At 69.3% G+C, this 22,972-nt stretch carries 11 protein-coding genes and 2 pseudogenes; 7 read left to right on the forward strand and 6 right to left on the reverse strand.

Annotation, left to right across the window (positions count from 1 at the left end; all coding sequences use genetic code 11):
- Positions 1-394: 394 nt before the first annotated feature.
- From ACEZDE_RS32190 to ACEZDE_RS32200, 3 genes are all read right to left on the reverse strand, one after another.
- Positions 395-2,824 carry a DEAD/DEAH box helicase gene (locus tag ACEZDE_RS32190; protein WP_380544159.1) on the reverse strand — a complete coding sequence of 810 codons (2,430 nt, stop codon included), beginning with the start codon at positions 2,822-2,824 and terminating at the stop codon, positions 395-397.
- Between the two features lie 482 nt (positions 2,825-3,306).
- On the reverse strand, positions 3,307-4,200 hold the full coding sequence (locus ACEZDE_RS32195; protein ID WP_380544162.1) for a DUF6083 domain-containing protein: 894 nt from the start codon (positions 4,198-4,200) through the stop codon (positions 3,307-3,309).
- 170 nt (positions 4,201-4,370) lie between these two features.
- Positions 4,371-4,631, reverse strand: coding sequence for a helix-turn-helix transcriptional regulator (locus tag ACEZDE_RS32200; RefSeq protein ID WP_380544164.1), 261 nt, complete (start codon positions 4,629-4,631; stop codon positions 4,371-4,373).
- A 173-nt stretch (positions 4,632-4,804) separates the two neighbouring features.
- Between ACEZDE_RS32200 and ACEZDE_RS32205 the strand changes: the two genes are divergently transcribed.
- Both ACEZDE_RS32205 and ACEZDE_RS32210 read left to right on the forward strand, forming a co-directional pair.
- Positions 4,805-5,833, forward strand: coding sequence for a hypothetical protein (locus tag ACEZDE_RS32205; RefSeq protein ID WP_380544166.1), 1,029 nt, complete (start codon positions 4,805-4,807; stop codon positions 5,831-5,833).
- Positions 5,830-6,072 (forward strand): type II toxin-antitoxin system Phd/YefM family antitoxin, encoded by a 243-nt coding sequence (locus ACEZDE_RS32210; protein ID WP_380544169.1) that lies wholly within the window; start codon positions 5,830-5,832, stop codon positions 6,070-6,072. The genes ACEZDE_RS32205 and ACEZDE_RS32210 overlap by 4 nt, the downstream gene beginning before the upstream one ends.
- A 288-nt stretch (positions 6,073-6,360) precedes the next feature.
- On the opposite strand, the gene ACEZDE_RS32215 is transcribed toward ACEZDE_RS32210, so the two are convergent.
- Positions 6,361-7,620, reverse strand: coding sequence for an IS256 family transposase (locus ACEZDE_RS32215; protein ID WP_380544262.1), 1,260 nt, complete (start codon positions 7,618-7,620; stop codon positions 6,361-6,363).
- 176 nt (positions 7,621-7,796) lie between these two features.
- Between ACEZDE_RS32215 and ACEZDE_RS32220 the strand changes: the two are divergent.
- A pseudogene (locus ACEZDE_RS32220) lies at positions 7,797-8,096 on the forward strand (transposase family protein); the annotation flags it as partial.
- 679 nt (positions 8,097-8,775) lie between these two features.
- Positions 8,776-9,117 (forward strand): annotated as a pseudogene (locus tag ACEZDE_RS32225) (tyrosine-type recombinase/integrase); the annotation flags it as partial.
- 79 nt (positions 9,118-9,196) lie between these two features.
- On the opposite strand, the gene ACEZDE_RS32230 reads toward ACEZDE_RS32225, so the two are convergent.
- Together ACEZDE_RS32230 and ACEZDE_RS32235 are read right to left on the reverse strand one after the other, a co-directional pair.
- Positions 9,197-9,433 (reverse strand): hypothetical protein, encoded by a 237-nt coding sequence (locus ACEZDE_RS32230; RefSeq protein ID WP_380544172.1) that lies wholly within the window; start codon positions 9,431-9,433, stop codon positions 9,197-9,199.
- 14 nt (positions 9,434-9,447) lie between these two features.
- Positions 9,448-16,590 carry a polymorphic toxin-type HINT domain-containing protein gene (locus ACEZDE_RS32235; RefSeq protein WP_380544176.1) on the reverse strand — a complete coding sequence of 2,381 codons (7,143 nt, stop codon included), beginning with the start codon at positions 16,588-16,590 and terminating at the stop codon, positions 9,448-9,450.
- A 415-nt stretch (positions 16,591-17,005) separates the two neighbouring features.
- On the opposite strand from ACEZDE_RS32235, the gene ACEZDE_RS32240 reads away from it, so the two are divergent.
- The 3 genes from ACEZDE_RS32240 to ACEZDE_RS32250 all read left to right on the forward strand — a co-directional run bounded on the left by ACEZDE_RS32240 (position 17,006) and on the right by ACEZDE_RS32250 (position 22,963).
- Positions 17,006-21,370, forward strand: coding sequence for a LamG-like jellyroll fold domain-containing protein (locus tag ACEZDE_RS32240; protein ID WP_380544179.1), 4,365 nt, complete (start codon positions 17,006-17,008; stop codon positions 21,368-21,370).
- A 249-nt stretch (positions 21,371-21,619) separates the two neighbouring features.
- Positions 21,620-22,033, forward strand: a complete 414-nt coding sequence (locus ACEZDE_RS32245) for a DUF732 domain-containing protein (RefSeq protein ID WP_380544182.1) — start codon at positions 21,620-21,622, stop codon at positions 22,031-22,033.
- Positions 22,034-22,537: 504 nt separating this feature from the next.
- Positions 22,538-22,963 (forward strand): DnaB-like helicase N-terminal domain-containing protein, encoded by a 426-nt coding sequence (locus ACEZDE_RS32250; protein WP_380544185.1) that lies wholly within the window; start codon positions 22,538-22,540, stop codon positions 22,961-22,963.
- Positions 22,964-22,972: the final 9 nt, after the last annotated feature.

Consider the following 22,972-nt stretch of genomic DNA (forward strand, 5'->3'; position numbering starts at 1 on the left):
CCCGCGGAGCGGGTAAGAACGTCGCTGCGCGACGTTCTAGCCGAATCGCCGTCGCTTCGCTCCGGCGTTCGAGCGAAGGTGCTTCGCACCTCGCGAAGAAGTGACCCGCCGTCGCTTCGCTCCGGAGCCTTCCGCTTCGCTCCAAAGATTGATCCGCGTTGCGGATCAGCTAGGCCTATGACTCTCTCCGCTTCGCTCCGAGAGTCTGCAACTGGGCATGGGGGCGGCGGGCATCGAGGGGTCCTCTTCGATCCCTGGGAGTCGAACGAGGGTGACGGCTCCGAATGAGGCGCATCCCATGGCGGGCACTGCCCGGTGCGGAGCAATGGGAGACCTGACTCACAATCAGTTTGCTCGTCTTGGCTCGGACACTAGCGTCAGCGAGAACGGTTCGCTACTGGGTGGGTCCTTCTTGAAAATCGTCGGATCCCTGGATTTTCAGTGTGCCCCTTTCTTGCTGTGATCGCGGGGCGGGGGTGGCGTGTTCGTCGTGCCATCCGGGTCCGAAGTGATCCTCCATCAACTGGCGCTGTTGCGGGGTGAGCGGGATCTCGCTGCGGTCCTTCACCTTCATCTTGCAGAACCAGGCGCCGATCTGAACGCTCTCGCCGTTGACGGTGACGGGGTCACGCTTGCTGGGGAAACGCCGGTTGGCCTCGGTGAACAGGCGCAGGATCTCGATGCTCTGCTCGAAGGTGCGGCGCGGGGCCTTGGGGCTGCGGACGGGACCGTCCTGCGGGCTGAGTCGGACCTGGGCCAGCAGGTCGCGCTGGGCTGCGGTCAGTTGGTCCCACAGAGTGTGCTGGCGTTGCAGCCAGCCGGTGGCGTTGACTCCGTCAAGATCCAGAGGGCCGGTGAGGAGAAGTTGGGGGTCGCCGGCGGAGTGGAGGTAGGTGCGGATGAGGTGGTACTTGCGGGTCCAGTCGGGGCCGTGGGGCAGGCGCCAATCTGGGTCGATGCGATCGAGGTCAGCAGCTCGTTCCCGAGGAAGGGTTCCGTGGGCGTCGAGGCTGCGGTGCTCTTTGAGGAAGTCGCCACCGGGTTCGCCGGCCTTGATAGCGGTGTGGCCGTGGATGTCGTAGTAGTCCTGGATCTGGGCGAGATGGCCAGCGAGGATCGCCTCGTTGATGTTCCAGACCATGCCCAAGGCTTCGAGCTCGGCGATCCAGTCAGGGTCGAGTTGGCCGCGCCGGTAGGCGGTGCGCTGGGTGTCGAGGTAGGTGAAAAGCCGGAACCCGAACTCGTCCTCGTAGTCGGGCGGCAGGTTCAGGTGGCCGTGGGCGTCGTGGAAGCGCTGGGCGCAGGCCAGGGCGCGGCGGCGCAGTTGTCGGGCGATGCCGCCGGGGTGGAAGCTGGTGACGTCCATGGCGCGGGCGATGTGTTCGGGGTCGAGGTCGAAGTCCCAGTGCCAGCGGCGGACCAGGTCCCCGCGGGTCTCGGTGGCCAGGCGTTTGCTTCTGTTGGGCAGGCGGTCCTTGATGTGGATGTCGTCCTGGGCGAGGGCTTGGGCCATGAGCCAGACCGGGTCGTAGGCGGTGCCTAGGATGTCGTGGGGGTGGGCTTCGGGGGGTACGTAGACGGGGATCAGCAGGTAGGCGAGCTTGTGCGGGTTCTCGGGGTTCAGTCGTACCGCGCGGCCCAGGGCCTGCTGGCCGCGCACCACGCTGCTGGTGGGGTCGGCGAACGCCACCGCGTCGATGTCGTTGATGTTGATGCCCTCGCCGATCAGCTTGGCGTTGGCCAGGATCGCACGGGGGGCGCTGGCGTAGTCGGCCAGGATGTCGCGGCGTTCCTCGGGGGTGTTGTCGCCGTGGATGCACAAGGTGACGGGGGTCGTCTCGGGCCGGTACTCGGACGGGAGGCTGCGCAGGGTCTGCGGGAACTCTGCCGTGAAGCGCTCGGCGTCGGCGACGGTGTTGAAGAAGACCACGATCCGGCGCAGCCCGAAGCGTCGCATGGCCATCGCGATTGTCAGGTGTAGGGCGGTGGTCCTGCGGGCTTCCCTGCGGACGGGGTGGTTGAGGGCCGCGCGGAGCAGTGCGTCGGTCAGGGTCGAGACCACGACGCGGTAGTCGGCGACGACGCCGTCCTTGATGGCCTGGGCCAGCTCGTAGGTGACGGCGGGTCCGAATACGGACGGGTCGCTCATCGACAAGGGCTTCGCGAGTTGGTTGGAGCCCGGGGAGCGGGTGCGGCGGCGTGGTGCGGGGCCGTCCGGGTCCTCGGTCAGGGCCGGGGCTTCCCAATCGCGGGGCGTGGCGGACAGGTACAGCCTGCGGTGCGCGCGGATGCGGCGGTTGCTGTGGACCTGGGCCCAGGTCTTGTCCGCGTGCCCGGACACCCGGTGGGCCTCGTCCGCGATGACCAGGTCGAAGGCGGGGACCTGTTCGTAGGAGGTCTGGGCCTGCCGGATCTTGTCCAGGGACTGGTAGGTGATGAAGACGGTGAGCTCGGTCTCGGCGATCATGATCTCGGCCAGGACGCCCGGGTCGCTGGTGACGCGTACACCGGTGGCAACCAACTCCGGATAGGCCGCCAGGTCGGCCGAGCAGACCGCCAGCATCGGCTCCGTTCGGCCGTCTTGGCGCCAAGACTTCATCGTCTGGATCAGCAGGTCCAGCGTCGGCACCACCACCGCGGTCCTGCGCACCCCCAGCCGCTCCACGACAAGGATCGAGGTATGGGTCTTCCCGGTACCGCACGCAGCCGCATACAACGCCCGCGAACCGGGACGGCGCAGCAGGGCGGTGAGCTTGTCGGCGTCCCGGTGCTGGTGCGGGCGAGGAGGGCGGCGGGATGCGGGGCGGGGCTCAAGTTCGATCACGGTGTTCCCCGGTCCGTCGCGGTGGTCGTGGACCATATTGCCGCAAACCGGTCCGCGTGCGGAACGGATCACGGAGGAGGAGGTGCACAGCACGGTGAGGTGGTAGGGCTCCTTACATCTACTACGGGACCTATCGGCCGAGCTCGTGGCGGTGGGAGCACGGATGGTATGAGGGAAGGTGTCGAGGTCGATCTGTGTCGCACGACTGTCGCTCCAGTCCAGCCCCCTGCGTCTTCCAGGTCCTCGGCCTGCGTGACCATGCGGTGGCGGGTTGCAGGTCGACCAGTTTGGTGCGCAGGCGCGGTCTCGCCTGCAGGACGATCCGTCGGCCCTCGGGGGGGGCTGCTCACGCTGCGCGTAGCGGCTCGTGCAGTGGCCGCAGCCGTGCTGGTCCGCGCCATCCGCCGGGTGCCGATGCCCGGCTTCACTGGGGCCCGGGCCGCCGGCGCCCACGGGCGCGCCGCTCCCCCGCGGCTGGCACCTCAGTTCTCCTGCGGGGGCTCGCGTACAGGGACCACGGGCGTGACGTGCCGGTGGTGGGCGAACGGGTCGAAGGGCTCCCAGGCGGTCACCGCGATGTCCGCGGCCCGGGAGTCGGCGTGGAAGGTGCAGTGCTGGGCGCGCCAGCGCAACTGGCTGGGATAGGGCAGCGCGGTCAGGTCGTACACGGCCATGGAGGTGCCGGTCAGATGGTCCGTCAGCTCCCGCTGCCGGCCTGGGCGGCAGCCCGGCGGGACGGGCACGACGGTCCACCAGCCCACGTCCCGGGCCCGGTGGGCCAGCGCGTTGGAGCAGCGGGTGCGGCGGACCGTCAGCGCCACGCATGGTGTGGCCTCCGCCGCCCCTGGGGCCAGGTACAGGGAGTGGAACAGGTACACCACGTCGCGCCTGGCCTCGGGGCGGCTCAGGGCGGGTCCGGAGCCGGGCGGCGAGGCCGGTGCTCCCGGCGGAGTGAAGCGGCCGCTGTCCTGCAGGCGGCGGGTGTTGACCGCCAGTTGGCGGCGCAGCCCCACGAGCGGGCCCTGGGCGGGGGCCGGCCCCTCGATCGCGGGGCACAGCGCGCGGTGGGGCACGCGGCACCAGGCGGTGCCGTCCGGGCCGTGGTGGGCGACGCCCTCGAAGACGTGCCAGCGGTGCTCCTCGGGTACGGCGGCCAGGGGCAGTTCGCGCGGGTGCAGCGGGAGGGGGCGGCCGTTGTCGCGGTAGTACCACTCCAGGGTGTTGCCGCAGTCGGTGCAGGGTTTGAGCTGGGCTGCGCGCAGCAGCCGGGTGGGGGCGTCGGGGTGCAGCCGCAGGGCGCGCCGGAAGGGCCGGCCGCCGGGGCGGGAGCCGTCCCAGCGGGTGCCGCCGGGCTCGTCAGGGGGGCAGGAGCGCATGGCGCGGCACTGTGCCAGCAGTGGGGACCGGTGGCGGGCGCGGCGGGGCGGCGGTGTCGCCCGCATGGCCGCATCGGTCGAATGCGCTGACGGTATTTCGGCCGTGGGTTCGATGCCGCAGGCTCGTTAGGGTGATCTCCGGTCGGCGCCTCGCCGCTGGGCCGCGGGGGTCAGCGGGCGGCGGCGGGCGGTTCGTGGCCTTGGCACAGGGTGTCGATGAGGGTGGCGATGGGCACGTCGAAGGCGTGGGCCAGGGCGTGCCAGGTGGCCAGGGACCCGGTGGAGCGGCCCTGCTCGATGTCGATCAGGGTGCGGCGGGACAGGCCGGTGCGCTCGGCGAGCTGGTCGTAGCTCCAGCCGTGCCGGGCCCGCAGCCGTCCCACTTCCAGGGGCAGGGCTTTGAAGTTCGGGTCCGGCGGCAAGATCGTCACTCGACCATGGCACGGTGCAGAACCCTGCCCTGTCAGTGCAGGATCCTGCCCTACTTGCCCGGCTGCGGTCCCGGCGGGAAGTGCAGATATCTGCACTAGGGTGTGCGCCGCTCCCCGCCGCGCCCCGGCGACCGGTCCCGGGGGCACCGCGACTGCCGATTGGAAGGACACCGATGGTGGAACGGGCATATCCGCAGGCCATGCGCTCCGCCGCCCGACGGGCCTGGCAGGTGACCATCGACCCCCAGGCACGCCGCCTGGCCTGTACCGCCCCCGGCTGCCCGGGACCTGCTCCCACCGGTGCCGCCGGGCAGCCGGCCCAGCAGGTCGCCCTGGCCCACCTGGCCGCGCACGCTCAGTTCGAGCCCCTCGACAGCCACCTGCGCACCTGCCGCTGCCACGCCCACGGCTGCACCTGGCACCCGCGCCACCGCGGCTGCACCGGCCCCATCCAGCTCACCGTCTTCCGCGAACACCGCGGCCGCAGTTGGCACCTCGCCGACACCTGTACCGGCTGCGCCCACCTCATCCCTCACGCCGCCCCCGTCCCCGACCCCGACCCCTCCGCAACCACCGGTCCCGCGCCCGCTCTCCCCGGCTGCCTGGAACCGGCCGGTGCCACCGGGCGGCAGGCCGCGCCGGCGCCGGCCCGCGTGCAGGCCGCGCTGCCGGCGCTGCTGCAGTACCTGGCGGCGGCCCTGGGCGGCCGGGTCCCACCAGGGGCCGCGCTCCTGGCCCTGTGCTGCCTGCTGCGGGCCGATGCCCGCGGGACCACGCACCTGCCCGCGGGGCTCCTGCGCGCCCTGCGCCTGAACCACGACCGCGACCGTCTGGTCGACGCACTGGCCTACGAGCGCTGGCTGCGACGCGAGGCGCCCTGCGCCGGCGTGTCCCCGACCGGTGCGCTGACGGTGCGGATCGCCGACCCCGCGGCCGCCCACGCCCTGGCCGCGCTGGGCCGCCGCGAGCGCCGCGCCCTGTCCAAAGCCACCGTGCGCCTGCTGACCCACCGCCAACTGCGCGCCCTGCCCGACGGCGCCCGCCTGACAGCGCTGCACCAGATGACCTCGCCCGCCGGCACCGTCCCACCGGCGCGCATGCGCCGAGAACGCCGGGCACGTCCTGCCACCCCGCGCCCAGGCGCCGCCGCGGGGCCGTGCCGGTGCACCGCCGCGACCGCCGACAGCCGGGAGTCCGCATGAGATGCACCGTCCCGCAGCCCGGCGGCACCGTCCCGCTGACCTGGGCCCGCGCCAACCTTGGCCCCCTGGTCCGCTGGACCCACACCACCGGTGAGCGCACCACCATCACCGACCGCCACGGCGCCACCGCCGTCCTCATCAGCGCCGGGGAACTCGCCAAACTCCAGGGCCCGCAAGCGGCCGCCTGCGGGGAGCCCACGCACTGCCCGGAGCCCGGCCACCGGCGCCAGACCAGGTGAATGTGCTGCAGCAGGGCGAGGACGCCGGTGGCGACCAGAGCGCCGGTCACTGCATAGAACAGTGCTCCCGCACAGCTGACCGGGTCGGGCAAACGCGGAGGCTGGCTCACGGTGGGACCTTTCTCGGGATAATCCTGAGCCTCGCGCTCACGGAGGGCTTGAAGACAGGCACTCAGCTCAGCGCGCGGGCCGGGCGAGCGTTGCGAGCCACATCTGCCACGTTCCCCAGGTCAGTGGGCGGGACTGTCCGATAGATCGTGGGTTTGGGCTGATGCGGGTGGTTGTTGGTTAGTTCTGGGTGACGCGGTCGCCGTAGTAGCCGGCGAGGCTGTTGATGGCCTGTTTCCAGGCCGGGGTGCGGCCGGTGACGTTGGCCCGGTTCTTGATCGGGTTGCGGATCACCAGATAGAGGACCTTCAACGCGGCGTCGTCGTCGGGGAAGTGCCCGCGGCGGCGGGTGGCCTGCCGGAAGCGGGAGTTCAACGACTCGATCATGTTCGTGGTGTAGACGACGCGGCGGATCGGGGCGGGGAACCGCATGAAGACGATGACGTGCTCCCAGTTGCGGCGCCAGGTGTCGACCACGGCCGGGTAGCGCTCGCCCCAGTCGTCTTCGAAGCGGGTGAACCGCTGCTCGGCCTCGTCCGCGGTCTTGGCCGTGTAGACCTCCCGCAGGTCGCGGGCGATGACCGCCCAGTGCTGCTTGGCCGCGTATCGCAAGCTCGTTCGAACGAGGTGGACGACGCAGAGCTGGACCTCGGCCTGCGGCCAGACCTGCTGGACCGAGTCCGGCAAGCCCTTCAAGCCGTCGCAGCAGGCGATCAGGACGTCGGCGACACCACGGTTGCGCAGCTCGGTCAGCCAGGTCATCCACTGCTTGGCGCCCTCGCCGCCGGTGCCGACCCACATGCCCAGCACGTCGCGGTCGCCGTCCAGGTTGATGCCCACCGCGATGTACACGGGCTTGTTCGCCACAGCGCCGTCACGGATCTTGATGTAGATGCAGTCGATCAGCAGGACCGCGTAGACACGGTCAAGCGGCCGGGTCCGCCAGGCGGCCATCTCCTGCGCGACCTGCGAGGTGGCCCGGGAGACCAGGTCCCGGGAAACGTCCACGTCGTAGACCTCCGCCAGGTGGGCCTGGATCTCCCCGGTGGTCAGGCCCTTCGCGTACAGGGACACGATCGTCTCGGAGAACCCGTCGACGCGGCGGGCGTGCTTGGGCACGATCTGCGGCTCGAAGGTCCCGGCCCGGTCCCTGGGCACGTCGATCGTCACCGGCCCGACCTGCGACAGGACCGTCTTACGCCCGACCCCGTTGCGGTGGTTGACCGGCCCCGCAGCAGCCGGCTCGCCCTTCTCGTACCCGAGGTGCTCGGCCATCTCGGCCTCCAGGGCGCCCTCCAGGACCAGCTTCACCAGCCCGGCCAGCAACCCGTTCTCCCCGACCAACTGCAGCCCGTCCCGGCGGGCCCGCTCGACGAGTTCCTCGGCCAGTCCCCGGTTATTCTCCACAGCGGCCTGCGCCAACTCCGCTCCCGTTCGCAGCTCGTACCCGTCCCGCGAGGACCGACCCCGTCCGTGATGCCCATCGTGATCCTTCCCGGCATGGACCCACATCCATGCCAAACGGTTCACATCAGGCCAAACACACGGACTTCGTGACAGCCCCCTCTGTTCCGTAGTCGGTGGTGACGCTGGGTACTTGACTGTCATCATGGGGTGTGAATGAACCCAACTTTCTTATAGATGTGTTGTTTTCCGGGCTTTCGGCGCTGGTCGTCGAGGAGGCGTCCGACGGAGGCGAGGAAGTCCGGGTGAGTGCCAGGACTCGGGATGTCCCGGTTCCGTGCCCGCTGTGCGGGACCCCGACTGCGAAGGTGCACGGATATCACTGGCGGACGGTGGCGGATGTGCCGATGGACGGCCGCCGGGTGGTCCGGCTGAGGGTGAGGCGGTTGGCCTGCCCGGTGTTGGGGTGTCGGCGCCAGACCTTCCGTGAGCAGGTCCCGGGACTGCTGGAGCTGCGGTGCTCCGGGCGCAAAGACCCGGTGACCGTGCTGCTGGCGCCGGGCAGTGCGGAGCAGACCGCGGCGTGGGCCGATGAGCTGCTCGGGCTGATCGAGACGCACACCCGGCGCAAGGACGGGACCCTGCTGGTGTGTTCGAGCCCGCCGGCGGGGACGCCGACACCTGGGCGTAGCCCCGGGCCTGCGGGCCCGGCTGCGGGCGGGCGAGGCTGGGCTCATGGATCAGCGGAGCGCGGTGATGCTGCGGCCGCCGGTCGAGGTCGTGCGTCCCGACGCTGCCGAGCGGCCCCGAGTGGATCTTCCAGCCGAAACTGGACGCGCTTCGCGGGTGCCTGTTCGTGCTGGAGGGCGACCGGGTGACGCTGCAGAGCCGGGCCGGGCGCACCCTGTCGCCGGACTTCCCCGATCTGGCGGAGTCACCGCGCTCGTAGCGGCCCCGGACGCACGGGCCAAGGTCCTGCCCGCGGGGCGGTTCAGCTTGTCGCCAGCAGCAGAATGCCGAGTCGTAGCGCGACGGCCGCGCACAGTGCGTCGGTGGCGTCGAGTTCGGCGCCGCCGGGTCGCGGGCGGCGGTGATCAGCTCCAGGGCAGTGACGGTGTCCTCGGCAAGCTCGGCATGCCCGCCGCCGGGTGCCTCGGTCGCCGGGCCCACTACATCGCGATCGTCAGCTACGTCTTCACCCGGCCCGACGGCAACCCGATCGAGGGCGCCACCCTCACCCGGCACTTCAACACCCTGCTCCGCCGAGCCACACTCCGCCGCATCCGGTTTCACGATCTCAGGCACTCGGCGGCGACCCTCCTCCTGGAGCAGGGTGTCGAACTCGTCGTCATCAAGGAACTGTTGGGCCATGCCCACATCGGCGTGACCGCCACGGTGTACGCCCACGTCCGACTCCGCCTCCAACGCCACGCCATAGACCTCCTCGGCAACGCCCTCCGCAACCCCGCCCAGCCCACCACCCGGCCCGACGACGGCGACGAACCACCCGTTCGTGCAGCACCCGTCCGCTGACGTTGCCGTCAACTACTGCCGTCAAGCCGCTGGCGAGGCCCCATTGGGAGCAATTCCAATGGGGCCTTCCCCATGCGTTCTACATCTTCCTTCGAGCGACCGATAGTGCCCATTCAACGAATTCGGCAGACACACTCTCAACCTTCGGACTGATGCTCACCTGCGCATCCGACCAACCATCTCCGGAACTATATACAGCAAGAATAGTTCCACTTTCATCGATAGCCGGATCGACAAATTCGATCACATGCTCCCCATTTGTGTCATCAATGTCGATAACCTGAATGCGGCGATCCCGGAATACTTCGTACCTCACAAAGGAACCTCCTCTTAGTCTAGGAACCCCGAGAAGTTTCCACCGAGGTCAAACCGTGCCCCCAGCCCACTGGGGAGACGAACGTCGAGCGTATCCTGCCAAGTTCCGCCGACGCGCCCATACCCAAGATGCGCAACCGAATCAGGGCTGGTGAGTATATCGTCAAGCATATTCTGGCCAGCTTCATTCCAACCCGTAGGGTTCTCCCTGCCGGTCGGCCTCGGCCAGTTCCCGCCGGTTCCCGGGCGATCCGCATGCTTTTGCAGTGCGCGACCGGCAGGAGAGTATCCACCCTTACCCGGAGCAGCTCCAGACTTAGATGCAGCCTCTAGGTCGATAAGGCCATCCGGTCCAGTTCCGCAATTATGAACCAGGATCGGCGTGGTCCCGGCGAGTACATAGTACGTGTGGAGTTGCTGGACGGTCAGGTTCCAGCGGTTGGCTGTGCCCGGGGTGGTCTTGGTGTTGATGACGGTGGGGTGTTGGCCGTTGGTGCTGGCGAGTTGGTGGCCGGTTTTGAGGTGGTCGGCGCGGACCCAGGTGCGGGTGGTGTCGTCCCAGAAGGGGTGGTTGGCGGTGGTGTGGAGGACTGCGGTGTGACCTTGGCCAGTGGCGACGGTGACGTCGAGGAGATCGGTGTCGTGGTTGACCCAGATGTTTTGGACGGTGCGGCCGCCCTCGTCCTTGCCGGTGGCGGGGTCGGCTGATTCAACCTTGTCGCCCACCTTCAGCTTGCCAATGGGCCGTGTCTTGCCGCTGGCGAGTAGTACTGGGGTCTTCGGGTCGAAGCTGAAGCAGCCGCCAGTGGCACCTGATCCCGGTTCCTCTGCCCCCGGGTCGACTCCGGGTGCGTCGCCGAGCATGAAGTTGTTCAGCATGCTGGCCCAGAGTTTCTTGGCTGAGCTGTAGTCCTCGCTCTGGTGGCCGCAGTCGTTCCATACGCAGTAGAACGCGGCGATCTGCTTGGCGCCTTGGACGTCGCCGGTCTGGGTGAGGTAGCTGAAAGCTTTGCCGCATGCGGTGCGGCCGAAGCAGATCGCCTGTGTCTGTCCGTCTTCGCCGACGGTTGCTCCGGTCCAGAAGTCTCCGGACAGGTTGCCTCCGGCGGCCCAGGCGTAGTGGCCCAGCCACATCGCGTAGGTGTTCGCGTTGTCGGTTTTCGGACTGTACTTGTGGAGCCAGGCGTCGGTGAACGTCTGGTGCACCAGTGCCACGGCCTGGTTGACGAGGTCTTGGAGGACTTCGCGCTTGTGGTGCTGCTGGTAGGCGTCGACCTGTGCGCCGTTGCCGTAGCCGCGTCCGGTGGTGTCGTCGTAGACCGCCTGACCGGAGGGGTCGCTCTGGCTGACGGGGTTGTCGGCGGCGTAGGTGTAGCCGTTGAGCTGCTGGCTGCTGGTGGCTTCGAAGAGGGGGTCCAGGCTGATGAAACGGCCCAGGGTGGGGTCGTACTGGCGGGCGCCGACGATGGTCAGGCCGGTGCTGGCGTCGGTGGGCTTGTTGAGGAAGCCGTGGTTGTCGTCCCAGTTGACGGCTTGGCCGCGGGTGCCGCCGTAGGGGGTGAACTGGCGCCAGGTGGGGGTTTGGGCCGTGCTGTCGAGCATCAGCGCGTTGGTGCCGTGCAGGTCGCTGATCTCGAAGGTGGTGACGGGTGCGGTGGTGCCGCTGCTGGTGATGGTGGCGGTGCTGACGGCGGTGCCACCGCCCGGCAGCGGGACGTAGCGGGTGCCGGTGATGGTGCCGGTGGCGGTGTTGAGGGCGAGTTGCTCGCCGGGGAGGTAGAGGGTGGTGGTGCCGGGGTCGCGCTGCAGGAGCAGGGTGCCGTCGGCGTCGTAGAGGTAGTGGCTGTCGCCGGGTGTGCCGCCGGTGACGTCGGTGAGTTGTCCCGCGTCGTTCCAGGTCAGGCTCTGGGTGCCGGTGGCGGGGGTGGTGCGGGTGGTCATGTTGCCGGCGGTGTCGTAGGCGTAGCTGGTGCCGCCTGTGGTGGCGCCGGTGGTGGAGGTGAGGGTGTGGGGCTGGTTTTTGCCGTTCTGGTTGTACTGGTCGGTGGTGGTGGTGTCGGCGCCGCCGGTGGTGGAGTAGTCGGTCTGGCTGGTGCGCTGGCCCAGGGCGTCGAAGGACCAGGAGGTCCAGTAGGCGGTGCCGCCGGAGAGTTGGTCGCCGACCTGGCCGCGGCTGCTGGTGGTGGGGGCGGCGGTGCAGGAGTCGGTGGCGGTCCAGGCCTGGGTGAGGCGGTCGAGGGTGTCGTACTGGTAGCACTGGGTCTCGGTGCCGCTGGCGCCGAGGTGGGTGGTGACCTGGCGGGTGATGTTCCCGGCCGGGTCGTAGGTGTAGGCCTGGTCGTCGACGGCGGTGGGGCTGGTGTAGCGGGTGGTGCTCTGGTCGGTGAGTTGGCCGGTGTGCGGGTCGTAGGTGTTGGTCAGGTAGGCGAGGTTGGTGCCGGTGCCGATGGTTTCCTGCTGGACGCGGTCCCAGGCGTCGTAGTTGGTCAGCTGGGAGTAGCCGCTGAGGTTGTTGGGCAGGTCCAGGGCGGTGGTGTAGCTGTGTCCCACCGTTTGTGCGGGCAGTCCGCCGGCGCTGGAGTAGGTGTCGCGGAACGGCAGGCCGGTGTTGGAGGTGTAGGTGTGGGTGTAGGTGTAGGTGCCGGCCAGGGTTGAGGTGGCGGTGGTGGACGGGATCGTGACGGTCTCGCCGAGGGAGGAGCCGTAGACGTTGAAGCTCTTCTCCTGGGTGGTGACCGCGGTTCCGCTGGTGCCTCCCTGGTAGGCGGTCTGGGTGGTGAGGTGGCCCAGTGCGTTGGCCATGCCGGTGTGGTTGTTGCTGTTGTCGTACACCCAGGACGCGAGTTCGTTGCTGCCGCTCTGGCCGGTGAGCGGGGCGTCGTATGCGGCGGTCTCGCGGCCCAGTGCGTCGTAGGTGTCGCTGGTGGTCTTGCCGCGTGAGTCGGTGGTCTGGACCAGCTGCCCGGCTTGGTTGTAGACCGTGGTGGAGTGGCCGGCGTCGGGGTCGGTCTTGTCGGTGACCTGGCCCAGCAGGTTGTAGGTGGAGCTCCAGGTGGAGCCTGCGGCGGTGACGGTGTTCTGGTTGCCGTGGGTGTCGTAGCCGTAGGTGGTGGCCTGGGTGGTGCCGCCGGTGGTGGTGAAGATGCCGGTGAAGGTGTCGGCGGGGGTGTGCAGGGTGGGGGCGGTGGTGTAGTCGTCCAGTTCGGTGGTGCGTCCCAGGGGGTCGGTGACGGTGGCCTTGACGGTGGCGCCGGTGGGCGGGATGACGGTGGTGCGGTCGCCGTTGTAGACGGTGGTGGTGCGGGAGATCTCGGCGCCGTCGTTCTCGGACTGGTCGACCACGACCCGGCCCAGGCCGTCGTAGGTGTAGTAGTCCTGGTTGGGGACGTTGTCGTGCAGGTCGGCTGCGGACACCAGGGTGGTGTTGGGGGCGGTCGCCTTGTCCCACCAGCCGTTGTAGGTGACGGACTTCCAGCCGCGGGAGTCGTAGAAGGTGTCGGTGACCATCCGGCCGCCCTGCGGGGTCGGCGACTGGGTCTGCCGCACCCGCATCAGCGCGTCGTACAGCACGGTGGAGGTCTGCCAGTTCAGCTCGTCGTTGAGCTTGTTCGTCGTCACCGCGGTGATGCCGCTGTTGGAGAGGGTGTAGGTGTAGGTGTCGTTGGCCGCGGGCGGGCTGGTGGGGGTGTAGCGGTTGGCCAGCCACACGCTGGTGACCCGGCCCAGGCCGTCGTACTGCGAGGTGGTCACCACCTGGTTCAGGTCCGTGGCGGTGAGCGTGGTGCCGCGGGCCGGATCCTGCGTGGCGGAGGAGGTCTGGCCCAGCGGGTTGGTGACGGTGGTGCCGGTGACGTTTCCGGCGCTGTCGGTGGTGTAGGCGGTGTGGGTCTTGGCGCCGGTCGGGGTGGCGCTGTTGTCGCCCGGGCTGGGGGTGTAGATGTCGCTGGGGCGCCCCAGGCTGTCGTAGACGACGGCCTTGGTGGTCTGCCAGGTGAACGCGCCACCGGTGTAGCCGGTCGCGGTCTGCTGGATGGAGGCATCACCGGTGGTGGGTGCGGAGGTCTGCGGGAACGTCAGGGCCGGCTGCGGCCAGGCTGCCGCGTGGGTGGGGTCGTCGTAGAGGATGCGGGTGGCGGAGACCACCTGGTTGGGGCGGGTCACCGTGGTCGGTGCGGTCAGGTTGTTCACCGCGGCGGTGGCCGGCACGCTGGCGGGGCTGCCCTCGGTGAACCCGGCGCAGGCGACCGTGTCGGTCTCGCTGCCGGAAGCGAGGCCGACCAGGTTCGCCGCCGTGTTCGCCTTCGCGTACGTGCTGGTGGTGCACCGGTCGTAGGCCGTGTTCGCCGGCACCGTGTGGGTGTAGCTGGCGGTTTCCAGGCCGTAGGTGTCGTCCGAGGCGGTGGTGTCGTAGCTGGTGTCGGTCTCGGTGTTGCGCCAGGTGGTGGTGCCGGTGTCGGTGAGAGCCTGCCGGGTCCAGGTCTCCAGGGGGGCGGTGATGTTCGCGGTCAGGTCCGGCAGCCCGGTCCGGGCGCGGGTCGCGGTCGCCGGGGAGACCCAGTAGGAGGTGATGGTGGAGTGGTCGACGCCGCCGCCGCTGCCCTGGAAGGTCGTCTCCTCGAACGGCTTGCCCGCGAGCTGGTCGATGTCCTCGTGCACGCCGCCCTGGGAGTCGGTGACGTTCACCGTGGCGGTGCTGTTGTCCTTGGACATGCCCTGGTAGTAGAGCGCCTCGTTCAGGGTCTGCTTGTCGTTGACCCCGTCCCCGGTGAACGTCTTGACGTCGTGGTAGCCGCGCCACTGCCCGTAGGTGCGGTACATGGCCTTGACGACCTCGTCGTCGTCGTAGTGCCATGCTGCGCCGGTGTACGTGTAGGCGGTGAACGTCTGCGGGGCGCCGCCGGTCGGGTCGTTCTGGGTGACCTGGGCCAGCGCCCATTTGTTGAACCAGTCGGTGATCGGGGCGCTGTAGCCCTGCGGGGTCCAGGAGACCGGGTAGCACGAGGTGGTGTTGGCCGATGCGGTGACCTTCACCGGGGCGGTGCAGGGGCTGGTCAGTTCGTAGGTGACGGTGGTGGTCGACCCGGTCTCCGAGGTGATGGAGCCGATCCGGAAGTGGTAGAGCGGCGGCAGCCCGTCATGGGTGGTGTCCACCCGGTTGGCCAGGTCCGTTCCGGTGAATGTGACCGGCGGCAGCGTGACTGAGGACGGCGAGCCCTTGCCCAGGGCGTCCGAGCCGGTGCGCTGGATCGAGGACAGCCACAGGGTGGCGTTTCCGTCGCCGGAGACCGGCAGGGTCTGGGTCAGTGCCCAGGAGTCGACGGGCTGGTAGGTGGAGGTAGCGGGTGCGTACTGCTGGGTGGTGATGGAGGTGAGCCGGACGGTGGAGAAGAACGAGGGGCTGTGCTGGCTGCAGGAGGTGGTGGAGGTGCACACCAGGTCGAACGGCACGTCGGGCCAGTTGGCGTTGGTGCTTGAGTTCAGCGGGTCGCAGCTGGCGGTGTCGGCCAGGCAGCGGTCGCCGGTGGCGAACAGCACCTTGTCCGCGACGGTGCCGTAGGCGTTGCCGTCGGTGAAGCCGTAGTCGATGTGGTCCAGGTGCGAGTCGCGCACGTAGGTGACCGGGGTTGTTCCGGTGAACGCGCCGTAGTTGTTGGTGTCCTGCTTGTAGTAGTAGGCGAGCGCGTTGCCGTGGACGTCCGTGACGTAGTCCAGGTTCCACCGGTAGGCCATCGTGCAGTGCGAGGAGGAGAACGTGGCGTTGTAGCACGGGTCGCCCGTGTGTGCCGCGTACACCGGCTCGGAGTCCACGGAGTGGGTGGTCGCCTTGCCCGACGTCCAGCCGGGCAGTTCGTTGCGGCCGAACGAGTAGACCGTGCCGTCGCGGGTGGTGACGGTCCAGTAGTCGGTGTTGTAGGTCCCTGACCCGTTGCCGGAGTCGGTGACGTGGGTGACGACCTCACCGTTGTCGTCGAGCGGCTTGTAGACCTTCTTGACGGCGTCGTACACCAGCGAGGTGGACGAGCCGCTGAGCGACAGCGTCAGGATCGGTCCGTCGTAGCACTCGTCTGCCGTCGAGGTCGGCGCTGCCGAGCCCTCGGGGCTGTCGGCGCAGGAGGTGAAGGACTGCTCGACGAAGGACTGCGGTGTGCTCCAGCCCTCACCGGCCCACGACGCCTGCGCCTGGGTGGCGGAGGTCTGCCCGTCCACCGCGCCCGAGTTGTAGTCCAGGCCGACCGTCGGCGCGAGCGTCGAGGGCGCGGGCGGCACCGTGATCGGGTAACTGTAGGTGAACGACCCGTCCGAGCCGCCCTCCGACCACGCCCCGGACGGGCTCAGCGAGGTGGCCGAGTAGCTGCCCGACGCGCCGCCCTGGTCCCCGCCCGAGGAGCCCGACACCGCCGCCAGCACCATCTGCGTGCCGCTGGAGCTGGAGGGCGACGCCGTCTGCCACGCTGCGGCCGGACGGGCATAGGACGACTGGGTCATCCCCGTCGACGGGCTGGGACCGGTAGGGGCGGGGGATGCGGCCAGGGGGACGGTCGCGGACAGCGTCTTGGCAGCGGCGTCATTGGTGGCCGTGTTCAGTGCCGTCTGGGTGCGGCAGGAGGCCAGCTGAGGTGTCGTCAGCGCACAGGGGGGCAACTGCACCAGGTGCAGCCGGCCGCCGAAGCCGCCGCCGTTGGCCTGCGCGAACGCGGCGTAGTCCAGCGACACCTGTGCCGAGCCGTGGCCCGCCCCACTGGGGGTGAGGGTGAACAGGACCCCGTCGACGCCGGCCCGTGTGGCGGCGGTCCGGGACGTCACGGCGACGTGGACCGCGCCGGGCCCGCCGTAGGCCCCGTGCTTGGGTGCAAGCGCACGGACCGTGACCGGGATCCCGGCCGCGGATGACGCCTGAGCGGTCCTCTTCGCGCCCTGCACCGCGAGCACCGCGGAGGCGGCCTGCGGGAACGCGGTCGAGGTGGGCCGATAGGCCCGGTTCGCCTGGTTCTGGGGGTGGGTGAAGTGGAAGGGGACAGCGGTCACGCCCTTGACCGACGGCGCCGGCTTCGCCTTCGGGGCGGCGTTGCCCCCTGACGTGGCGTCGGCGCGCTGCAGGGACGCGGCCGTCGCCGGAGAGCCCGTCAGCAGCACCGCCAAGGCGGCCACTGCGGCCATCCACGCCCGTCCCGCGCCTACACGGCGCCCCGAGCGCGCCCCACCCCACCGTGCCGTCACGTTCAACTCCGCATCCCGCGAGACGTCATCACCTGCGCGCGCAACCGTCGGCACCACCGGTGCGGTGGACCGACAACGGAGCACACCCTCACACAGGACCAGCTGTGGCTTGGGTCAAAGAAGGGTAAGGATGCGCGGACCAGGGGCGGCTTTTCCGGACACATGATCACCAATTCGACTATGACGCCCGTCACAGCAGGTCTGATGGCCTGTTCGTGATTCGTACCGTGTGATCCGGGGCCGTTACGAAGCGGTGCCGCGATCTCTGGAAAGTGATACTTCCGTGCAAATTTCTTCACCTTGGCGTCCAAGAGGCCGCATACGGCGGGCGTTGGGCCTGGCTACCGCAGTGAGCATGCTGAGCGCTGGTCTGGGCGCGGCCGCAGTCACGGCCCCGTCGGCGGTGGCCGACACCGCGCAGCCGACGGCCTCGTCCGGCCCGCTGAGCCAATCCCAGGCACAGGCCGAAGCGGTGGCGACCGGCAAGCCGGTGCAAGCCGATGCGGCCACCACCGACGACAGCACCCTGACGGCGAATCCGGACGGCACCTTCACCCTGACGCAGAATGTGGAGCCGGTGCGCAAGTGGACCGGCTCCGGGTGGGCGACGCTGGATCCGTCCCTGCGCCGCAACGCGGACGGGTCGATCACCACTACCGCCACCACCAGCGGCCTGACGCTCTCGCCCGGTGGCAGCGGCCCCTTGGCCACGATGGTCGACCGCGGCCGCACCCTGGCCCTGACCTTCCCGGTGGCGCTGCCAGCGCCGTCCTTGTCGGGCCCCACCGCCACCTACCCGAACGTGCTGCCCGGTGTCGACCTGGTCGCCAGTGCCACCGCCCAGGGCGCCTTCTCCGAGGTCCTGGTCGTCAAGGACGCCACCGCGGCGGCCAACCCGCAGCTGAAGACGCTGACCATGGCCGTCGCCACCAAGGGCGTGCACCTGTCCGCCGACGCCGCGGGCAACATCACCGCGAGCAACGCCACCGGAGCGGTGTTCAACGCCCCCGCACCGGTGATGTGGGACTCTGCCACGACCGCAACCAGCCCCCTGGCGGCGATCGCGTCGGCATCGGCGGATCCGGCGACGGCGCCGACCGACCCGGCCACCGGCGAGCCGATCGCCTCCTCGACCGACGGACCCGGTGAGGGCGCGCAGGTCGCCTCCCTGAAGGCCCAGGCCACCAACACGTCGATCACGCTGAGCCCGAACGCCTCGCTGCTGACGGGCAGTGCGACGACGTACCCGGTCTACATCGACCCGTTCGTCACCCCGTCCGCGCCCAGCAGCCTGCAGGCGTGGACGTACACCAACTCGTACTACTCGACCGCAAGCTTCTGGAAGGCCGGCGGGGACCTGCGGGTCGGCTTCACCGACGACCCCGCCTACCCGCCCACCTACACGGCGCGCTCCTACCTGCAGATCAGCGTGCCTTCCGCCCTGCACGGCGCGAAGATCCTCACCTCGCAGCTCAACATCACCGAGGACTGGTCCTGGTCGTGCACCCCGGAGGCGGTACAGCTGTGGACCACCTCCTCCGGCATCTCCTCCACCACGGACTGGGCCAACCAGCCCTCTCCGTCCGGTGAGGTCGACTCCCAGACCGCCGCCCACGGGTGGAGCACCTCCTCGTGCCCGAACGCGGGCGTGGGCTTCGACCTGAACAGCAGCAGCTACAAGAACTTCAACGGCAAGACCGTGATGCAGAACGCCGCCGACTCCGGCGCCTCCAGCCTCACCCTGGTCCTCAAGGCCGCCAGTGAGTCCAACGACCTGTACTGGAAGAAGTTCGAGTCGAACTCGGTCAGCGTCTCCACCACCTACGACACCCCCCCGAGCACGCCAGCCTCGCTGTCCACCTCCCCCACGACCTCGTGCAGCCACTCGGTCGCGGTCGGCGACGGCGACGTGTACCTGTACGCGAAGATGTCGGACAAGGACGGCGGCACGGTCGGGGCCACCTTCACCGCCCGCAAGACCAACTCCACCGGCACCGTCATCGGCACCCCCACCAACCCCAGCACCTACACCACCACCTCCGGCCAGATCTTGGCCTACAAGCTGTCCAAGCTCACCCTGGAGGGCGCCGCGGCCAACAGCGCGCTCACGGTGTACTGGGACGTGACCGCCTACGACGGCCACTACACCAGCGCCGCCGCGCACTGCAGCTTCGTCTTCGACCCCACCCGGCCCAGCGACACCCCCAACGTCACCGTCCCCGGCGGATCCGTGATCGGCACGCCGACCCCCTCGGTGACGATCGGCTGCCCCAGCGGCGGCTGCACCGGCACCGTCCCGGCCAGCTACGTGTGGCAGCTCAACGGCGGCCCGACCCACACAGTCGCGGCCGACAGCTCCGGCAACGCCACCATCACCATCACCCCGAACCGGCGCATCAACGTGCTGACCGTCAACAGCCTCAGCGCAGGCGGGAACTACGGCCTGGACCCCGCCGACCCTTCCTTTGACGCCTCGCCTCCGGCCACCCCGCCGGCCGACGGCGACCTGACCGGTGACGGCACACCCGATCAGCTCACTGTCGGCAACCAAAGCGGCATGCCCGCCGGGCTGTGGCTCTCCCGCGCAGCAAGCAGCAACCTCGCCGCCCTGACCGCCACCGACATCGGCATCGGCGGCATCGGCGACGGCGCGGCCACCCCGGCCGCCTTCAACGCCACCCAGGTCTTTACCGGCACCTACACCGGCGCCGCAGGCTCCGGGCTGCAGGACGTGTTCGACTACAAGCCCTCCACCGGCGTCGGCGCGATCATCGAAGGCAACGGCGACGGCACGCTCGACCCCACCCAGGAGAGCACCGTCACCCGCGACCAACTGCTGGACCCCAACGGCGACAGCCCCACGCAGCTCGCGAACGCCGGCCACACCTACACCACCACCGGAACCCTGCCTGACCTGATCGGCACCAGCGGCGACCCCGCCAGCGGCTACTCCCTCGAGCTGTATGGCGTCCTGGAGGACACTCTCGCGCAGTTCATGTCCTATCCGCTGACCAACGCCAGCCCGGACGCCACCGCCGACTGGGACCAGTGGACCATCGCCACAGCCCAGACCTCGTCAGGCACCGCGATGTTCCTGTGGAAAAAGTCCTCCGGTGCCCTGTACCTGTGGACCGGCCTGACCCACCAGGTGGACACAAGCGGCAACGACTACCTCACCTACACCTCTCACACCCTGGCTGCCAGCGGCTGGAACACCGGTGCGGCCCTGACGCTGCAGGCCGGTGACATCAACCGCGACGGCAATCCGGACCTGTGGACCACCAGCACCGGCGGCGCCGGCACCGTGATCGCCTACCTCTACGACGGCAACACGACCGTCACCGCCCAGCCGTCCAAGACCCTGATCCCCGAGGCCCACACCTGGCCGCTGAACGACAACGCCGCCGGCACCGCCACCACCGCCGCGGACACCACCGGCACCAACCCCCTGACCGGCGGCGGCGCCGGAGCAACCTGGGACAACAACGGCCTGTTCACCCCCAACCTCTACCTCAACGGCACCAGCACCGGGGTGATGACCGCCAACGAGGCCGTCGACGTCTCCAGCAGCTTCAGCGTGTCGGTCTGGACCCAGCCCACCAGTGCCAGCGGGGTCATCCTGGCCCAGACCGGCACCTACGGCTCGGGCTTCATCCTCTACCCCGGCCCCACCTCCTGGCAGTTCTGCATGGAGACCCAGGACAGCTCCGGCTTCGGGTACGACTGCGCCAGCGGCGGACAGGTGGAACTCGGCACCTGGACCCAGCTGACCGCAACCTACAACTCCGCGACCAAGGCCATGGCGCTGTACATCAACGGCCGCCGCACCGCGACCGGCAGCCACAAACCGGTCGCGGGCTGGACCGGCAGCCTCGCCGTCGGCGAACAGCTCCTCAACGGCGCCTTCGCTTCCTTCTTCAAGGGAAACCTGGCCGAAGCCCGGATCTGGAACCAGGCACTGACCGCCGGCCAGGTCGCCTCGGCCGACGAAACCTTCGCCAGCGACGGCCTAGGGGTGTGGCGCCCCGCCAACAACACCTTCTACCTCGGCGACAGCAACACCAGCAACACCACCGAGATCACCCAGCTGTTCGGCTCCAACGCCAACGGAGACCTCCCCGTCACCGGCGACTGGGACGCCAGCGGCGAGACCGGCTGGGGGGTATTCGACCCCACCACCAACAGCTTCTACCTGCACAACGGCGACAGTCCCACCGGCGGCACCAACGACATCTCCATCGCCTTCGGCGCCACCGGGGACAAACCCGTCACCGGCGACTGGTACGGCACCGGGAAAACCACAGTCGGCATCTGGCGACCAAGCGCCCACACCTTCTACTTCCCCAACTCCAACACCGATGGCACCACCAACCACTCCCAGGCCTTCGGCATCAGCGGCGACCTGCCCGTCACCGGCGACTGGAACGGCAGCGGCATCACCGGTTACGGCGTCTTCCGACCCAGCAACCACACCTTCTACCTCCACAACGGCGACGACTCCAACCCCGGCACCACCGACGAGACCCTCGTCTTCGGCACCGGCACGGGCCTGCCCGTCGCCGGCGACTGGTACGGCACCGGAACCACCACCGTCGGCCAGTGGCAACCCAGCAACAACACGTACTCCTTCCCCAACTCCAACACCGACAGCACCCCCAACCACACCCAGGCCTTCGGCACCACCAGCGACGACCCCGTCATCGGGCACTGGCACGGATGACGACCCCACGCACCAACACCACGACAGACAGGAGAACCACACGCAACCCGCTGGATCCGACGGCCTGAAACGCCGAAGCGCACCGTATGCCGTACCGTCCCACAGCACCCGCACCGCCGACGACGGCGACAGTGGCCCCGCTGCCACCGTCCGCCGTCCCTCCGGCCGGTAAGACCCGGGGTGGCCCGGCCCATCGGCCGGGACACCCCGCCCACCCGACGCCGCCTCGACCCCACACCGGAGCAACAGTTGTCCAACCGTCAGCGCGCCCGCCTCCTGACCACCGCCGTCGCCATCGCCGCCGGACTTGCCACCGTCACCGGCTGCAGCCGCTCCGCGGGGGCTGCTTCGGCACCCTCACCGAACGCAGCAGCCATCTCCGCCTACATAAGCGATATGCGCTCCCTGACAGCCACCACCCTGCCCGACGCCCAACGGTTCTCGCCCAACCAGAGCTCCGACACGCAGCTCATCGCCCTTGGCGAGCAGACCTGCACAGATCTTCAGGACCACAAACCCATCGACGTGGTTGGCCTGTTGGAGAAGAAGGGCTGGTCTCGGAACGACGCCGGAGACATCGTCATGGGTGCCACCCGCAAGAACACCTTGTGCCCGGACCAGTACCAGGCGGTGAACGCCATGATCAGCGCGGCCGGCGGCTGAGCCCGGGTCTGCTCGTCGGGACACCCTTGACGTAACCCTGACCCTTCCGTGACGGTCCGCCGGTTCGCCCAGCGGGCCGTTTCGGCTCCTGTGGTCGGTATCCGGACGGCGGACAGCCCGACTCCAGTGCCGGGTGAGCGAGTGCATACGAGGGATGGACGGGCCCCAGCCAGACGCATCTGCTCCTCATCGTCGGTCAGGCTGCTGCGGGACTGAACCACCGCGACACCACGCCCTGATGCAGACCACGGATAAGAAGCTGTTACTTTATCGATCTTGGTGGGCGTTGGTTCGAGTGGTGAGCCTCGATCGGGTGGTGTCGGGTCGGGGCGTGCATGAAGACAGGGCCCCTGGTGCAGCTCGTGGTTGTCGAGACCGTTGAGCGCGCCGGGAGGCCCTGTTGCCGCAGTTCTATGCCCTTGCTTCGGTTGGGTCCAACTCGGCTGCCCGTGAGTGTGATTGTCTCGCGCACCGGTTCGGGAACGCCGGGCCTGGGTCACCGACATGCACGCGGAGCGGGCGGTCCTGGGCGCGGTCCTGCTGTATCCGGCGACCGCTCCCGCGCTGGTGTCCTTCCTCAGCCCTGCCGCCTTCACCCTCACCGCGCACCGAGCCCTGTTCACCGCAGCCCAGGCGCTACTGGCCCAAAGCGAGCCGTGCGACCCCCTCACGGTCACCCGGGAGACCCTGGCTGTGCTGCGCCGCGCCAGCCCTGCTCCCGAGCAGATGCCGCCGGAGCCGCTGCGGGGATTCTTCCTCGACGAGGACGGCCGGCGAGTCCCGCCTCCTGGCGCCACTGCCCGCACACAGTCTTCCGGCCCGGCCAGCGGTAAGCACCCGCCCCGATTGGGCGGGCCGCTGCCGCCCTGGTGGTGCTATCGGCACGGTGGTCAGCGGGTAGAACAGCACCGCGCCGCGGGATCGGACTGACGAACGAGA

This window comes from Streptacidiphilus cavernicola (assembly GCF_042510955.1).
Taxonomy (GTDB): Bacteria; Actinomycetota; Actinomycetes; order Streptomycetales; family Streptomycetaceae; genus Streptacidiphilus; species Streptacidiphilus cavernicola.

Excerpts from the sequence above, each read along its gene's own strand:
- ACEZDE_RS32240 (WP_380544179.1), top strand. The coding sequence starts at position 17,006 with ATGCTGAGCGCTGGTCTGGGCGCGGCCGCAGTCACGGCCCCGTCGGCG.
- ACEZDE_RS32235 (WP_380544176.1), bottom strand. The coding sequence starts at position 16,590 with ATGGCCGCAGTGGCCGCCTTGGCGGTGCTGCTGACGGGCTCTCCGGCG.
- ACEZDE_RS32250 (WP_380544185.1), top strand. The coding sequence starts at position 22,538 with ATGCACGCGGAGCGGGCGGTCCTGGGCGCGGTCCTGCTGTATCCGGCG.
- ACEZDE_RS32210 (WP_380544169.1), top strand. The coding sequence starts at position 5,830 with ATGAGATGCACCGTCCCGCAGCCCGGCGGCACCGTCCCGCTGACCTGG.
- ACEZDE_RS32195 (WP_380544162.1), bottom strand. The coding sequence starts at position 4,200 with ATGCGCTCCTGCCCCCCTGACGAGCCCGGCGGCACCCGCTGGGACGGC.
- ACEZDE_RS32205 (WP_380544166.1), top strand. The coding sequence starts at position 4,805 with ATGGTGGAACGGGCATATCCGCAGGCCATGCGCTCCGCCGCCCGACGG.